This window comes from Streptoalloteichus tenebrarius (assembly GCF_024171885.1).
Taxonomy (GTDB): Bacteria; Actinomycetota; Actinomycetes; order Mycobacteriales; family Pseudonocardiaceae; genus Streptoalloteichus; species Streptoalloteichus tenebrarius.
On the sequence record NZ_JAMTCP010000004.1, the window covers coordinates 258,526 to 274,258 of the forward strand.

General features: G+C 73.6%; 14 protein-coding genes and 1 pseudogene. 10 read left to right on the plus strand and 5 right to left on the minus strand.

Annotated elements, in window-relative coordinates:
• Positions 1-19 precede the first annotated feature (19 nt).
• Together LX15_RS06470 and LX15_RS06475 are read left to right on the plus strand one after the other, a co-directional pair.
• Positions 20-981: pseudogene (locus tag LX15_RS06470) on the plus strand (oxidoreductase).
• Positions 982-1,262: 281 nt separating this feature from the next.
• On the plus strand, positions 1,263-2,540 hold the full coding sequence (locus tag LX15_RS06475) for an erythromycin esterase family protein (protein ID WP_253668562.1): 1,278 nt from the start codon (positions 1,263-1,265) through the stop codon (positions 2,538-2,540).
• 765 nt (positions 2,541-3,305) lie between these two features.
• Here LX15_RS06475 and LX15_RS06485 read toward each other — a convergent pair.
• Positions 3,306-3,593, minus strand: coding sequence for a DUF2690 domain-containing protein (locus tag LX15_RS06485; RefSeq protein ID WP_253668563.1), 288 nt, complete (start codon positions 3,591-3,593; stop codon positions 3,306-3,308).
• A 212-nt stretch (positions 3,594-3,805) separates the two neighbouring features.
• Positions 3,806-4,435 (minus strand): TetR/AcrR family transcriptional regulator, encoded by a 630-nt coding sequence (locus tag LX15_RS06490; protein ID WP_253668564.1) that lies wholly within the window; start codon positions 4,433-4,435, stop codon positions 3,806-3,808.
• A gap of 91 nt (positions 4,436-4,526) precedes the next feature.
• Between LX15_RS06490 and LX15_RS06495 the strand changes: the two genes are divergently transcribed.
• Complete coding sequence (locus LX15_RS06495) at positions 4,527-4,754, plus strand: hypothetical protein (protein WP_253668565.1); 228 nt, start codon at positions 4,527-4,529, stop codon at positions 4,752-4,754.
• A gap of 31 nt (positions 4,755-4,785) precedes the next feature.
• Here the strand turns inward: LX15_RS06495 and LX15_RS06500 are convergent, their stop codons facing one another.
• Positions 4,786-5,607: a class I SAM-dependent methyltransferase gene (locus LX15_RS06500; RefSeq protein ID WP_253668566.1), complete on the minus strand. Its 822-nt coding sequence runs from the start codon at positions 5,605-5,607 to the stop codon at positions 4,786-4,788.
• A gap of 183 nt (positions 5,608-5,790) precedes the next feature.
• Here LX15_RS06500 and LX15_RS06505 point away from each other — a divergent pair, with 183 nt between their 5' ends.
• Complete coding sequence (locus LX15_RS06505; protein WP_253668567.1) at positions 5,791-6,555, plus strand: alpha/beta fold hydrolase; 765 nt, start codon at positions 5,791-5,793, stop codon at positions 6,553-6,555.
• On the plus strand, positions 6,552-7,886 hold the full coding sequence (locus tag LX15_RS06510; protein WP_253668568.1) for a cytochrome P450: 1,335 nt from the start codon (positions 6,552-6,554) through the stop codon (positions 7,884-7,886). Before LX15_RS06505 ends, LX15_RS06510 begins: the two co-directional genes overlap by 4 nt.
• A gap of 119 nt (positions 7,887-8,005) precedes the next feature.
• Here the strand turns inward: LX15_RS06510 and LX15_RS06515 are convergent, their stop codons facing one another.
• A complete protein-coding gene (locus tag LX15_RS06515; RefSeq protein WP_253668569.1) occupies positions 8,006-9,418 on the minus strand; it encodes an MFS transporter in 1,413 nt (470 codons plus the stop codon).
• A 167-nt stretch (positions 9,419-9,585) separates the two neighbouring features.
• Between LX15_RS06515 and LX15_RS06520 the strand changes: the two genes are divergently transcribed.
• Complete coding sequence (locus LX15_RS06520; RefSeq protein WP_253668570.1) at positions 9,586-10,419, plus strand: MOSC domain-containing protein; 834 nt, start codon at positions 9,586-9,588, stop codon at positions 10,417-10,419.
• A 422-nt stretch (positions 10,420-10,841) separates the two neighbouring features.
• Here the strand turns inward: LX15_RS06520 and LX15_RS06525 are convergent, their stop codons facing one another.
• Positions 10,842-11,627: a glycerophosphodiester phosphodiesterase family protein gene (locus LX15_RS06525; RefSeq protein ID WP_253668571.1), complete on the minus strand. Its 786-nt coding sequence runs from the start codon at positions 11,625-11,627 to the stop codon at positions 10,842-10,844.
• Between the two features lie 125 nt (positions 11,628-11,752).
• Here LX15_RS06525 and LX15_RS06530 point away from each other — a divergent pair, with 125 nt between their 5' ends.
• The 4 genes from LX15_RS06530 (at position 11,753) to LX15_RS06545 (ending at position 15,545) form a co-directional block, all read left to right on the plus strand.
• Positions 11,753-12,112, plus strand: coding sequence for a hypothetical protein (locus tag LX15_RS06530; RefSeq protein ID WP_253668572.1), 360 nt, complete (start codon positions 11,753-11,755; stop codon positions 12,110-12,112).
• Positions 12,113-12,211: 99 nt separating this feature from the next.
• On the plus strand, positions 12,212-14,296 hold the full coding sequence (locus LX15_RS06535) for a putative bifunctional diguanylate cyclase/phosphodiesterase (RefSeq protein WP_253668573.1): 2,085 nt from the start codon (positions 12,212-12,214) through the stop codon (positions 14,294-14,296).
• 37 nt (positions 14,297-14,333) lie between these two features.
• Entirely contained in the window at positions 14,334-15,077 is a 744-nt protein-coding gene (locus tag LX15_RS33000; RefSeq protein ID WP_253668574.1) for a VOC family protein, read from the plus strand.
• Positions 15,078-15,125: 48 nt separating this feature from the next.
• Entirely contained in the window at positions 15,126-15,545 is a 420-nt protein-coding gene (locus tag LX15_RS06545) for an SRPBCC family protein (protein ID WP_253668575.1), read from the plus strand.
• Positions 15,546-15,733 lie beyond the last annotated feature (188 nt).

Genomic DNA, 15,733 nt, shown 5'->3' on the forward strand with positions numbered 1-15,733 from the left:
GATCCTGACGTCGCCGGCCATGACGACACCGCGAGGCAAGCTCGGAAGCGGGTTCGGCCGACAGAGCACCGCACAGGACGTCCTCGCCGGGATCGACCTGTCCGACAAGACCTTCCTGGTGACCGGCGGCTACACCGGACTCGGGCTGGAGACCACCCGCGCCCTCGCCCACGCGGGCGCGCGGGTCATCGTCCCGGCGCGCAGGCCGGACGCGGCGCAGGACGCCGTCCGCGACATCCCGCGCACCGAGGCGGGCGCACTCGACCTGGGCGACCTGACCAGCGTCCGGCGGTTCGCCGACCGCCTGCTCGACACCGGCCAGCCCCTCGACGTGGTCATCGCCGGCCCGGGCGTGATGGCCTGCCCCGAGACCCGGCTCGGCCCGGGGTGGGAGGCCCACCTGGCGATCAACCATCTCGGGCACTTCGCCCTGGTCAACCGGCTCCGCCCCGCCCTGACCCTCGGCTCCCGCGTGGTGTCGGTGGCCTCGTCCGGCCACTTCCTGTTCCGCTTCCGCTGGCACGACCCGCACTTCCACACCGGCTACGACCGGTGGCTGGCCCACGCGCAGTCCAAGACGGCCAATGCCCTGTTCGCCGTGCACCTGGACGCCCTCGGGGCGCGCGAGGGGTGCGTGCCCACGCCGTGCACCCCGGCACCCCCGGCAGCATCCTCACGCCCCTGCAACGGCACGTCCCCCGTGCGGAGCGGATCGCCCAGGGGTGGATCGGTCCCGACGGGCAGCCAGCCGCCGGGTTCAAGACCTCCGAGCAGGGCGCCGCCACGGCGGTGTGGGCGGCGACGTCGTCGCTGCTGGACGACCACGGCGGGGCGTACTGCCAGGACTGCGACGTCGCCGAGCCGGCCACCACGGACGACATGCTGGTCGGCGGCGTCAAGCCGTGGGCGGTCGACCCCGAGGAGGCGGGCCGGCTCTGGGCGTTCTCGGCGGAGCTGACCAGCCTCGACGCGTTCTCCTGACGCCCTGCTCGGCCCCGGCGCGGGGCCACCCGTCCCCGTCCCGGCCGGCGTGGCGCTCCCCGAAAACGGGGAACGATCGGGGGAGGCCCCTGTTATAGGGTCGCCGACATGGGCAGTCTGTTCCTCTGAACTCCTCTGAGCGCTCCTTCCGCGAGTTGCCGAAGCGCGCCGCCGCGAGCCGATCGTCCTAAGTGGACGAACACTGTCGGCGTGGGTGCGCGTCCTCCCGCATCCCCTCATCACCATCGTCACGACATTCGAACGAGAAACGAGCTGTGACCATGACTGCCGCTCCCGATCACGACCCGTTCGCCGTGTGGTTCCGCGAGCACGCAACCTCCCTGTCCACTCTGGACCCGGACGCGCCTCTGGACGACCTGGAGCCACTGCGTGACCTCGTGGGCGAGGCCCGCGTCGTCGCGATCGGCGAGGGCGCCCACTTCGTCCACGAGTTCACCCTCGCCCGGCAACGCGTCCTGCGCTTCCTCGCCGAGCGCTGCGGGTTCTCCGTCCTCGCGCTGGAGTTCGGCTTCAGCGAGGGGCTGACCCTGGCCCCGTGGGTGCGGGGTGAGGGCGCCGAGGACGACCTCGCCCAGGTCAGCCCGTACGCCGTGACGTGGGGGCTGGGCGACCTGGTGCGGTTCGCGCGCCGGCACAACGCCACCTCGGCCCACCCGGTGCGGTTCGTCGGCATCGACATCCCCCAGGCCGGGGGCTCGCTGCTGCCGGCGCTCACCCCGCTCGCCGACTACCTCCGCGACGTCGACCCCGAGATCCTTCCGTTGCTGGAGACGGCCATCGGCATCGCCCAGCGGTGCTCCAGCGGCTCGGCGGCCTCGGCGGCGCCGCTGTGGGCGAAGCTGTCCACCGCCGAGCAGGACGGGTTGACCGCGGCCGTGACGCGGCTGCTCCTCCGGGTCCGCGCGCTGGAACCCCTGTACGTCTCCCGGGGCGGCCAGGACCGCTACGACGTCGCCCTGCGCCAGGTCGAGGCGGCGTTCCACGCGGACTCCATGTTCCGCGCGATGTCGGGGCTGTTCACCGGCACCGGGCTGGCGGGGGACCCGTCGGTGCGGGACCTGTACATGGCCGAGACCGTGCGCTGGCACCTGGAGCGCTCGGAGCCGGGCACCCGCATCGTGCTGGTGGCCCACAACAACCACATCCAGAAGACTTCGGCGGCCTTCGACGGCGCGTTCGTCAGCCTGACCATGGGCGCGTACCTGAACCGGATGCTCGGGGAGGACTACCGGGCCATCGCGGTCACCAGCACCGACGACCACGTCCCGGAGATGGAGCTGGACGAGTCCGCCCCGGTGGGGTTCAGGGTCGTGGACACGCCGCTGCCCGCCCCCGAGCCGGGCAGCGTGGAGGCGGCGGCCGTCGAGGCCGGGCTGGGGCTGGGCCTGGTGAGCCTGCGGCAGGCGCCGCCTGAGGCACACGGGCGGCTGGACCGCATCCGCACCCAGACCGCCTTCATGCACACGCCGCTGCCCGAGGCGTTCGACGGCGTGTTCGTCGTCCCGACGGTGACGGTCGAGGAGGAGCTGGGCCTGTGACCCCGGCCCGGTGATCGGCGGGGCCAGCCACCGCCCGGTGGCTGGCCCGGCCCTTGCCGACAGTGATCGGCTTCCGCTCGGTGGCGCGCGGAGGACCAGGGCCTGTCCTCGAAGTGGGTGGCGGGACCCGCTTTGATCTTGGGTTGTGGTGCGTGGGCATGAGTTGCCTGACGAGTAGTGGCAGGCGATCGAGCCGTGGTTGCCCGCCTCTCACGCGAAGGGACGCCCACAGGTGGATGAGGCATCCGTGTGATCAACGGGATGTTGCTCCCGGCGAAGACGGGTGTGGCATGGCGTGACCTGCCGGAACGACAGGGGCCGTGGAAGAGGTGTCGACAACCGGTTCTGGCGCACGACCGCGCGCTGTTTCCCCAGGTCATGGCGGGAGTCGTGTTCCGGCGCCCCGGTCAGGGCCGACCCGCCACCCGGGGCGAGCCGGGTGATCGCGGACAACGGCTGCTCCCGCCGAGCGATCCGCTCCTCCCTGCGCCGACGGCGCATCCCAGCGACGATTCCCGAAGGCCGTGACCAGCAGGCCACTGGCTGCGCCGCGGCCGGACAGGGGGCGCCCACCGGCCTTCGACCGCATTGCCTACCCACGCCGCACTGTCGTCGAAGGTTGCGTCAACCGTCGCACGCGGTGTCGTGCCTCGTGACCCGGTTCGACGACAAGACCGCCATCTCCTACCAGGGCGTGATCGATCTGGCCACGCTGCTCATCTGGCTTTGAGGACACGCCCTGGGGAGGACTACCTCAGGGCGCTGTCAGTACCAGTCCGTGTGTCCTCCGTGGCCGCTGGGCCGGACCTTCGGCGCGCCGTTGACCATGTCGGTGTAGGCGGTGGTGTACCCCTCGGGCACGGAGAACTCGCGGTCCTGGCCCTCGGCGTTCTGCACACAGACCCAGACCCATTCGCCCGGCCGCGCGTTATTGATGCGGGCCCAGTTCGCGCGGCAGGACGGGCTGTAGCGCAGTTCGATGAAGCCCTGCGGGGTGTTCACACTGCCCACGGTGTAGGCGTCTTCGTTGCAGCCGGCGGCGATCGGGTCCACGCCGAAGCAACTCGCTGCGGAACAACTGCCGGGGCCGCCCGCACGCCAGGGGCGGAGACCAGCCCCGCCACCGCCAGCAGGCGGGCGGACAGTCCCAACAGCATCGCCAGTGATCGACGTCCGATCAACCACCCGCGCCCCGGACAGCCCCGTCGCTGTCCCGGAGGTCCGTGTTCCCGCCGCGCGCGCCCCGAGTTCAGGGTGACGTGATGTCAGGTGCGGTCAGCGCGTTCCGGCCGCCGAGCCGAGGAGCCGAGGAGCCGGTCCAGGTGGTAGGAGAGCGTGGCCCGCGCCTCCTCCACGGACGTGCGGCCGAACGCCACCTCGACGCCGAGGCTGCCGGCGAGGGACCACAGGATGCGCGCCTCCCGCTCCGGATCGAGGCCGGGGTCGGCGCGGCCCTGGGCCTGCGCCTGGCCGATGACGCGGGCGGCGTGGGCGCGGATCTCGGCGTCGTCGGCGTAGAGCAGGTCCGCGACCTGCTGGTCGTCGAGGGCGCGCGGCAGGAACGCGACGCAGATCCGGATCGTCTGCCGGGTGTCGTGGTCGCCGCCGAGCATCTCCTCCAGCACGGCGCGCAGGACGTCCTCGGCGTCGGGGTCGGGGCGGCGGACCAGGCGGGCCTCGATCCGCTCGTGCATGCGCCGCTGGGCCAGGCGGAGCCCGTAGAGCAGCATCGCCTCCTTGGTGCGGAAGTAGTGCTGCACGCGCCCCATCGACACCCCGGCCTCGGTGGCGACCTCGCGCAGGCTCACGGCCTCCAGGCCGGCGCGGCCGACCAGCCGCCACACCGCCTCGGCGATGTCGCTCTTCTGTTGCTCGACGTCGACCTTCCGGGGCATGCGACCGAGCTTAGCAATGCGATCGCATTGACTCAGCTCGTGTCGGGTCATTACGATGCGAACGCATTGCGACGTGGGAACGGGGGACAGGATGAGTCGTGCGACCTTCGACGGACTCCAGGGGCTGTGTGGCCTGGTCGCTGTCACGCTGGGGGTGATCCCGCTCGTGCGGTGGTTGATCAGCGCGCAGCACGGCGCGCTGTTCCGCTGGGTGTTCGGCGAGCAGACCGGCGTGCTGGGCTACCTCCTGCCCATGCTGGTCGTCGCCGTCATGATCGGTGCCATCGCGGCCCTGGAGAAGGCCAAGAACCGCGCCTGACCAGCGGCGGCGGGCCACTGCGGATCCCCGCTCAGGGTCGGGGCGGGCGGCGGCCGGCCATCGACACCATCGTCAGGTTGAGGTCCACGAACGACGGATCGTCGAACAGGTCCCTCCACCCGCGCACGTCGGCGGCGGTGGCCACCCCCTCCCGCGTCAGCGGCTCGCCGATCTGTTCGAGCAGCAGCCGCCACATGCGGTCGGGCGACCCGCCCGTCCCGACCACCGCCACCATCGGCGTCAGCCGCAGGTCCACCAGCCCCAGCTCGGCGAAGTGCCGGGGCAACGCCCGCGCCCACACGAAGTCGCTGCCGATCCCGCGGGTCAGGAACTCGCGCAGCACCGCCACCATCCGGTGGTACTCCGGATGAGGGGAGGACTCGGCCAGGTGCAGCACCGGGTCCTCCACCACCAGCCACCCGCCGGGCGCCACCCACCGCGTGATCCGCTCCAACTGGCGGCGCGGGTCCGGCAGGTGCATCAACACCGCCCGCGCGTGCACCAGGTCGAAACCGGCCTCGGGGAAGTCGTCGCGGGTCAGGTCGTGGCGCAGCACCTCGACACCGTCGCCGAGGTCCTCCAGCAGTCGGGTGTCCAGATCGGTCACCACCACCGCTCCGGGACCGCACCGCTGACGCAACCAGCGGGCGACCGACCCGCCACCGGCCCCCAGCTCCAGACACCGCCAACCCGGCCCCACGCCCAGTTCGGTCAGCACCCTGTTTGTGGTCGGGTCGAACGTCTCCTCCAGGGCGCGCAACCGGTCCAGCTCGGTGGGCAGGTGGTGGCCCAACAGCGCCGTGTACCCGGCGGTCGGCTCGCCGTCGCCTGGCCCGTCGGACGCCTGGTTCACGCTGGTCACCCCCTGTTCCGCGCCCCGGTTCCACCCCTGTTCCGCCGCCGACCGTAACGCCGGGGTCCGTCCGGCTGCGGTCCGGACGGGTGCGCACGACCCCATCGGGTGCCACGCACGGTGGTCGTGAGCACCACCCGTTCGTCCGCTGTTCGGCCGTCCCCAACGGGCTACGTTGCGTGCATGGTCAACAGTCACCACCTGCTGGGCGCGGGCGAGCACCGGGTGATCGCCCTCCACGGGTGGCTCGGCGACCACCGCGCCTTCGCCCCGCTGTGGCCGGACCTGGACCCCGACCGGTTCGCCTGGGCGTTCCCCGACTGCCGGGGCTACGGGGACAGCCGGGACGTCGCGGGGGAGTTCACCCTCGACGAGATCGCCCGCGACGTGCTCGCCCTGGCCGACCACCTCGGCTGGGACCAGTTCAGCCTGGTCGGCCACTCGATGGGCGCGGTGGCCGCGCAACGGGTCCTGGCCACGGCCCCCGACCGGGTCCGCCGCCTGGTGGGGATCAACCCCGTGCCGGCCACCGGCATGCCCCTGGACGAGCGGGCGTGGGAGCTGTTCTCCTCCGCCGCCACCGACCCGGGCTCCCGGCGCGCCATCATCGACCTCACCACCGGGGGACGCCTGTCGAGCCGCTGGCTGGACCGCATGGTGCGGACCTCGCTGGAGTCCGCCCGCCCCGAGGCGGTGGCCGCCTACCTGCCGCGGTGGGCCCGCGCCGACTTCGCCGCGACGATCACCGGCAGCCGGCTGCCGGTCAAGGTGTTCGTCGGCGCCCACGACCCGGCGGTGACCGCGGAACTCATGCGCGCCACCTGGCTGACCCACTACCCCGACGCCGAGCTGGGCCTGCTCGCCGGCGCCGGGCACTACCCAATGGAGGAAACCCCGATCGGGCTGTTGAGCGACGTCGAGGAATTCCTGGGGCGGCCGCCGAAGTGAGCGAGCTGACCGAGCTGACCGAGCTGGCACGACAGGTCGTCGACCCCGACACCTACCTGCGCGGGGTGCCGCACGACGCGTTGACCGCGTTGCGGGATCAGGCCCCGGTCCTGCGGTTCCCCGAACCCGCCGTCGACTCCTGGCCCGCCGGCCCCGGCTTCTGGGCGGTCCTGCGGCACGCCGAGGCCCGCACGGTGCTGCGCACGCCCCGCGTGTTCTCCTCCCACGCCGGCGCCACCCAGATCCGCGACCCCGCCACCCCCGCCGACCTGGCCTACGTCCGGCGGATGATGCTCAACCTCGACCCGCCCGAACACACCCGCATCCGGGGGCTGCTCACCGCCGCGTTCACCCCCCGCGCGGTCGCGCGCCTGGAGGAGCGCATCCACCAGCGGGCCCGGCGGCTGGTGCGCGCGGTCAGCGACCGCGGCGAGTGCGACTTCGCCACCGAGGTCGCCGCCGACCTGCCCCTGTCCACCCTCGCCGACGTCTTCGGCATCCCCGAGTCCGACCGCTGGCTGATGTACGACTGGAGCAACCGCGTCATCGGCTACCAGGACCACGAGTACGCGGTCAGCGCCGCCTTCGACCCGGCGGGGGCGACCCCGATGGCCCGCGACGCGCTCGCCCTGCGCCCCCAGCCCGACGCGCGGGGCCGCATGCCCGACCCGCGCACCCGCTCCGGCATGCCCGACCTGTACGCCTACGCCCACGAGCTGGGCGAGCACAAGCGCCGCCACCCCGGCGAGGACGTGATGAGCGTGCTGATGCGGCAGGTCGACGCCGAGGGCGGCCGCGTCGACGTCGAGGAGTTCGAGAACCTGTTCTGGCTGTTCGCCGTCGCCGGCAACGAGACGCTGCGCAACGGGCTGCCCGGCGGGATGGTCACCCTGCTCACCCACCCCGACGCGCTGGCGCGGCTGCGCGCCGACCGCGACCTGCTGCCCACCGCCGTGGAGGAGATGCTGCGCTGGTGGACCCCGGTGATGCACTTCCGGCGCACCGCCACCCAGGACGTCGAGCTGGGCGGGGTGCGCGTCCGCGCCGGCGAGAAGGTCGTGGTGTGGTTCTCCTCGGCCAACCGTGACGAGCGGGTGTTCGCCGACCCCCACACCTTCGACCCGGCCCGCCGCCCCAACGACCACCTCACCTTCGGCTACGGCCCGCACTTCTGTCTGGGCGCGCACCTGGCCCGGGTGCAGATGCGGGCCCTGTTCACGGCCGTGCTCGACCACTGGGCCGAGATCGAGCCGGCCGGCGAGGCGGTGCGGCTGCGCTCGAACTTCCAGAACGGGATCAAGCACCTGCCGATCCGGTTCACCCCCCGCTGACCACACCCGACACCGGGGGACATCAGGAGGTCGTCGTGTCCGGCGGCCACCCCGCACCTCATCGGAAGCGCGAGCCCACCTCGCTGGCCCGCGCCTTCGGCGCCTCCAGCGACGCGCCGCTACAGCACCTTCGGCTCGGGGTTGCCCACCGCGCGGATCGCCCGCCGCACCGGCACCAGCGACACCAGCACGAACCCGACCACGAAGAACACCACCATCGAGATGATCGCCAGCCGGAACGAGCCGGTGGCCTGCCCGACCCCGGCGAACACCAGCGGCCCCAGCCACGAGGTGGAGCGCTCGCCCACCTCGTACAGCGAGAAGTACTGCGCCTCCCGACCCGGCGGCACCATCTGCGAGAACAACGACCGGGACAACGCGTTGGTCCCGCCCAGCACCAGCCCGATGCCCACCGCCAGGCCGTAGAACTGGAGCTGCTGCCCGGCCTCGACGAAGTAGGCGGCCCCGACCACCGCGATCCACACCAGCAGACTGCCCAGGATCGTGCGCCGCGCGCCGAACCGGCGGGCGACCAGACCGTGCAGCACACCGCCGACGAACGCGATGAACTGCACGATCAGGATCGTGGTGATCAGCACGTCCTCGGCCAGCCGCAGCTCGAACCTGCCGTACTGCCCCGCCACGTTGGCCACGGTGGAGATGCCGTCGGTGTAGATCAGGTAGGCGCCCAGGAACGCCAGGGTCAACGGGAACCGCCGGGCGGCGCGCAGGGTGGCGCCCAGCTCCCGGAACCCCGCGCCGAGCGTGGCCACGCCCCGCTCCCGCCCGTGCGGCGGCTGGTGGCGACGCAGCCGCGCCAGCGGCACCAGGGTGAACGCCGCCCACCACAGGCCGGTGGTCACGAAGATGATCCGCACCGCGTCGGCCTGGCCCAACCCCAACGACTCGTGGGTCAGGAACAGCGCCAACTGCGCCGCCAACGCCACCCCGCCGCCGAGGTAGCCGAACGCCCACCCCCGGGAGGACACCGCGTCCCGCTCGTCGGCCGTGGCGATCTCCGGCAGGAACGCGTAGTAGACGACCACCGACGCGCCGAAGCTGATGTTGGCCAGGACGAACAGCACCACGCCGAGCTGCCAGTCGGCGCCGGCGACCAGGCCCAGCAGCGCCGTGGCCGTGGCGCCGGCGAAGGCGAAGATCCCCAGCATGCGCCGCTTGTTCTGCGTGCGGTCGGCGATCGCCCCGGTGATCGGCAGCACGAGCACCTGCACCACCGTGGCCACCGACAGCAGGTAGCCCCACAGCGACCCCGCGGGGAAGGAGAGCCCGAACAGCGACAGGTCGCACTGCCGCAGCGCGTCCCCGCCGGGACACGGGTCGGGGCCGTTGCGGGCGGTGTCGGCCCTGGCGGCGTTCTGCGCCACCGACGTCAGGTACAGCGACAGGAACACGGTGACCACCGAGGTGGGAAACACCGAGTTCGCCCAGTCGTACCAGACCCACCCACGCTGCTCGCGCCGTCGTCGCGCCGCGTCCCGCGTCGGTTGTGGACCCTCGGCCACCGCAGTCATCCCGCCTCCTCGCCTTCCGGGCGGACTGTACTGACCCGATCGGGTGATGCGAGGGTGATCACCCGAAACCCGCCCCGACCGCCCCGCCCACCCTGGTTCCCGCTCCCGTGGACACGGCCCTGAAAGACCCGGGCCGTCGGGCGGGCCGGACGACGAGGATCACCCTCGTGGCCAAGGTCCTCGCACTGACCTCCTACCCCGTCAAGGGGTGCGCCGGAATCCCCGTGCCGGACGCGACCGTGACCTGGGCGGGACTCGCGCACGACCGCAGCTTCATGGTCGTCGACCCCGACGGGGTGTTCCGCAGCCAGCGGCGGGACCGCCGCCTGGCCCTCGTCCGCCCCGAGATCGACGCCGACGGCGACCACCTCACCCTCCACGCGCCCGGGATCGCACCGGTGCGCCTGGCCGTCGCGACGACCCCGCCCCGACGCCCGGTGCGCCTGTTCGGCGAGCCCCTGTGGGGGATCGACCAGGGCGAGGCCGCCGCCGCGTGGCTCACCGAGGTCCTCGGCGCCCCCAGCCGGCTCGTCCGGGTGCCCCCGGACCACGACCGGGTCGTCCACGGCCACACCCCGGGAACCTCCGGCTACGCCGACAGCAGCCCCCTCCACCTGGTGAGCCTGTCCTCACTCGACGCGCTCAACGAACGCATCACCGCGCGCGGCGGCCACCCCGTGCCGATGTCCCGCTTCCGCCCCAACATCGTCGTCGACGGCTGGACCACGCCCCACACCGAGGACCGCCTGCGGCGCGTGACCATCGGCGAGACCGACCTCGGCTACACCAAACTCGCCATCCGCTGCGCCGTCACCCTGGTCGACCAGGACACCGGGGCGAAAAGCGGCCCGGAGCCCTTGCGCACCCTGGCCACCTACCGCCGCGCCAGTCAGGGCGGCGTCGCCTTCGGCGTCAAGTTCGCCGTGCTCCGCCCGGGCAAGCTGTCGGTGGGGGACGAGGTCACCATCACCGCCTGGGGCGACTCCGAACTGCTCGACTGACCCGGACCGCGCACCGGGGCGACCTCGCGGGGCTCACGTCGCGCGCCCCGTGATCCCGGGCCGGAGGACAGGGCGGCACCCCGCTCGACCAGCGGACTTTGATCATGCTCGGCCCCAGCCTCGCTGATCAGCGAGGACCTTGGCCCGCGCGCCCGGGAACCGTCCCCCTCGACGACCAGGCCTCGGCGTGGCTGGGCGACAACGTCCTCGGGCGAGGACGACATCGCCCAGGACCGAAGCGACCTCGCCAAGATCCACCGCGTCCACAACATCCCGGCCGGCATGGGCCGGTGCCGCGCTCCTGGCCGTCGAGGGCCGCCCGACGCCGACCTGCCCCGACCGCACCATCCGAGTCCAGCGCCGAGCAGCTCCTCCCGGCCGACCTGCGCCCCTAGGTCTGACCAGGCTCACGCTGACCGCGCTCACACCGCCGCAGGCCAGGAACCCCGGGACCGCAGCACCGAGCGCAACAGGTCCGGCCGGTCGGTCACCAGCCCGTCCACGCCCATGTCCAGCAACTCCACCATCTCCGCCTCGGAGTCCACCGTCCACACGTGGACCTCCAGACCCCACCGGTGCGCCACCCGCACGAACGACCGGTCCACCACGGTCAACCGGCCGTGCCGGCGCGGGACCTGCGCCAACGCGCCGCGCACCGCCCGCCGCAACGGCAGACCCCCCAGCCGCGCGCCGGCCCACAGCGCGCCCACCGAGCGCGGCCCCAGCGACGTCAGCAACCGCGGCCCGCCCAGCCGCCGCAACCGGGTCAACCGCCGCTCGTCGAACGACGCCAGACACACCCGGGCCCACGCGCCCGTGCGCCGCAGCACCTCCACCACCGGCTCCACCGCCGCGTCGGACTTCACGTCGACGTTCAGCCGCGCCTCGGGCAGCTCCTCCAACAGGTCCGTCAACCGGCACACCGGCTCCCGCCCCGCGACCCGCGCGCCCGACACCGCACGCCACGGCAGCCGCGCCACCTCGCCCCGCCCGTCGGTGGTGCGGTCCAACACCGGGTCGTGGTGAACCACCACCACCCCGTCCGCGGTCGCGTGGACGTCGGTCTCCAGGTAGTGGTAGCCCTCGGCGACCGCGCGACGGAACGCGCTCAACGCGTTCTCCATCCCCGCCAGGTCGTCGACGTGCCAGCCGCGGTGGGCGAAGGCACGGGGGTGCGGTCCGTCGAGGTAGGCGTGGCGGGTCGGCACGGTGAACCAGTCTGCCCGAACCGGTGATCCTCCGCCCCCTCCCCTCAAGATCAACCACCTGGGTGGTCCCGGTGGTGGCGTGGCGTTCGTCGTGACCGGCGGGTAGCCGGATAACGTCGCGCCCCATGGACGTGGCGGCCGACACGACGTTCCCGTCGACTCGCCGGCAGGCCCGGCACTGCGCCTGGTGCGGGCAACGGCTCCCACACGGCAACCGGGTGGGGCGACCCCGCCGGTACTGCGGGCAACCCTGCCGACAGCGCGCCTACGAGCAGCGCGCGGCGGTCCAACGCGGCGGACTGCCCGAGGACGCGGTCGTGCTCTCCGCCGTGGAGCTGGCCGACCTCCAGGACCGGGTGTTCCAGCTCCGCTGCGCGGCCGAGGACGTGGTCACCGCCGCCGAGGACGGGGCCAGCCGCGACGAGCTGCGCCACATGGCGGCCGGCCTCGCCGAGGCGGCGCACCGGCTGGAACGGCTGCGGTAGGACGACGGACAGCGGCGGCGGGACGGGCCGCATTCCGCGGCTTGCCCACGGCCGCGCCGGCCGGCGACCATGTCGACCGGCGGCGAGGAGGAGCAGCAGGTGACCGACGCGCCAGACCTGCGCGACAACGGCTGCCCCCAGGTCGTGTTCCACGACCAGGTGGGCTGGCCCCAGGACGAGGACCCCGCACTGCCGCGCCAGGTGTTGCAGTGCGCCACCGTCGGCTTCGGCGTCACCGACGCGCTCGGGCGACTGCGCTGGGCCAACCCCGCGCTCGCCGAGCTGCTGCGGCTGCCGCTGGAACAGGTCGTGGGGCGGTCACTGCCCGCGCTGCTGCCCGGCGTGCCCGACGGCCCGCACGAGGCCACCGCGGTGCTGGCCCCCACCCACGCCGACGACGGCCACCGCTGGCTGGAGATCACCTGCGCCCGGCTGGATCCCCAGGGCCTGCTCTACACCGTCGTCGACGTCACCCAGTGGCGCGACCGGGAGCTGGAGGCCTCCCAGCAGGCCCAGTCCCTGCACCGCGCCCAGGTGCTGGGCCGCATGGGCAACTGGGAGTGGTTCATCGCCGAGGACCGCGTGGTGTGGTCCGACGCCCTGCTGGAGATGCTCGGCTTCCCACCCGGCACCGAGCTGGACTACGCCAGCTACACCACCCTCATCCACCCCGAGGACTTCGTCGTCGTCGAGGACGCCCTCCAACGCTCGCTGCGCACCGGGGAGCGCTTCACCTACACCCACCGCATGCTCATGGCCGACCGCCGCACCGAACGGATCTTCGAGTGCTACGGCGAGGTCATCACCGACCCCGACGGCGTGCCCGTGCGGATGCTGGGCACCGCCCACGACATCACCCAGGCCTACCGGCTGCACGCCGAGCTGCTGCGCATGGCCGAGGAGGACCCGCTCACCGGCCTGCCCAACCGGCGCGCCCTGACCAGGGAGCTGGAGCGGCAGCTCGCCACCGGCGGCCACGGCACCCTGCTGCTGCTGGACCTGGACAACTTCAAGGACGTCAACGACCTGCGCGGCCACGCCGTGGGCGACCGCGTCATGCGGCTGCTCGCCAGCACCCTGCGCGAGCACCTCGACGACGACCAGATGATCGCCCGGCTGGGCGGTGACGAGTTCGCCGTGGTGCTGCCCGGCGCCAGCGTCGCCGACGGCAAGGAGGCCGCCGAGCACCTCTCCGCCGCCGTGGCCGCGCTGCCCGTGGCCGCCGCCGGCGCCACCACCAGGATGACCGTCAGCGTCGGCGTGGCCCAGTACAGCCGCGGCGACGGCTGGGAGGGCGTGCTCGCCAACGCCGACCTGGCCCTGTACGCGTCGAAGTCCGCCGGCCGCAACCGCGTCACGGTCTACGAGAGCGGCTACTACGACGACACCGCCAAACGCGTCTCGGTGCTGGACCGTGTGCGCGCCGCGCTGGAGAACGGTGGGCTGGCGCTGCACGCGATGCCCATGGTCGACCTGCGCGACGGCCGGGTCGTCGGCCACGAGCTGCTGCTGCGGCTGGAGGACGGGCAGCTCCCCGCGCCGGGCCCGGCCGAGTTCCTGCCCGCCGCCGAGCGCTCCGACCTGGTGCTGGAGATCGACCGGTGGGTGCTGGGCCAGGCCATCGACGCCCTGGTCGCCCACCCCGACCCGGAGCTGCGGTTCGACGTCAACGTCTCCGGCCGCACCCTGGAGGACCCCGACTTCGCCTGCTTCGTGCTGGACCGGCTGGCCCACGCCGGGGTCACCCCCGGCCGGCTGGGGCTGGAGATCACCGAGACCGCGGCGGTGACCAACCTCGACGCCGCCCAGGTGCTGGCCCGCCGGCTGCGCGCGGCCGGCTGCCGCATCACCCTGGACGACTTCGGGTCGGGCTTCGGCTCGTTCGTGCACCTCAAGCACCTGCCGATCACCGGGCTGAAGATCGACGGCGAGTTCGTGCGCGGCATCGACGACGGGCACAGGGACGCCGTGCTGGTCACCGGCATGATCGAGATCGCCCGGGGTCTGGGCCTGTCCGCCGTGGCCGAGTGGGTGGAACGGCCCTCGCAGGTCGAGGCGCTGCGCCGGCTCGGCGTCACCGTCGCCCAGGGCTTCCACCTCGGCCGCGCCCGTCCACTCAGGACGCTGCTGGTGCCGCCGAACGGCGCATTGTCCACACCGGCGGGCACCCACCAGGATCGATGACCGTCCGTCTTCCCCGCCACGCCCCCCGGGAGTGCTCGTGACCCCCCAGGCGCCCGTGCGCGGCCTGCGCCGCGCCGACCTGCTCACCGACGACCCGGCCGGCGCGGCGGCGTTCTGGTCCGACCTGTTCGGGTGGGTGGTGCTCACCCCGCTCGGGCAGGAGCTGGCCTGCTGGGTGGGCGAGCGCCAGGTGGCGACCTGCCGGCGGCCGGGGCCGGGGGAGCGCCCCGGCTGGCACGTGGTCTTCGGCGGGGCGCGCGGCGAGCACGGGTCGCTGACCGGCCCGGCCGGCGCGGTGGCCGGCCACGACCCCGGGCGGGTGCGGCATGGGCCGTGGGCGCCCGCCCCGCGCCACGGCGAGCCCTGTTGGGTGGAGCTGCGGGTCGCCGACGGGCCGGACGCGCAGGCCTGCGACGGCTTCTGGGCCGGTGAGCTGGGCTGGGAGGTGCGGGCCGGCGGCGTGGACGGCTCGCACGAGCCCCGCGCGGTCTACTGGCTGGAGGAGCGCGCGGTCACCGGCCGGGCCGCGCCCGGGCCCTGGCAGGCGGGCCACCCGGGCGCGGGCTGGATGTGCTTCTTCGCGGTGACGGATCTGGACGTGGCCGCGCGGCGGTGCGCCGAGCTGGGTGGCCAGGTCATGGGCGCCCCGGCGGAGGCCGCGCTCGGCCGGGTGTGCGTGGTGGCCGACCCCGGCGGCGCGGTGTGCACGCTGGTGGAACGCCCGCGGGGCTGGGGCGGCGCGCTCCAGGTCCGGGACGGTTCCGCGCTCGGCGTCCGCTGACCCCGGTTTCTGTCGGTTTCTGTCGGGGTGTGCGACCACACTGGCCGCATGAGCCGTGTGGTGGGGCGGACCAGAGACGCCGGGTTCCAGATCGGGGTGTCCCGCACCCTGCCGCACGCGCGGGAGCGGGTGTGGGCGTTCCTGACCAGCCCGGAGGGCCTGGCCCTGTGGTTGGGGGAGGGCGCGCGCCTGGAGGGCGTCGGCGCGGAGTACCGGACCGAGGACGGCACCGTGGGCGAGGTGCGTGGCCTGCGCGAGCACGACCGGGTGCGGGTGACCTGGCGGCCGGCGGACTGGGACCACGAGACGACCGTGCAGGTCGCCGTGCGCGGGGACGACCGCACGATGCTGCGCTTCCACCAGGAGCGGCTGGCCGACGCCGAGGAGCGGGAACGCCAGCGCGCCCACTGGCAGCGGGTGATGGACCAGGTCGCCGCCGCCCTGGACCCCCTCGACGCCCGAGGCTGAGCCGTCCTGACCCGGGGGAGGGTGCCGACGGACCGGCCCGACCGCTGGAGGCCGTCGCGCGCGTGGCCGCCGTGTCCTGTCCTCCCTGCTCGGCGGTGGGGACCGCGGGCGGTCGATCTTCCGCGGCCCCCACCGCCGACACCTGACGCCCGGCCTGCTACTCCTCGTCCTCGGCGTCAGCCGCGACG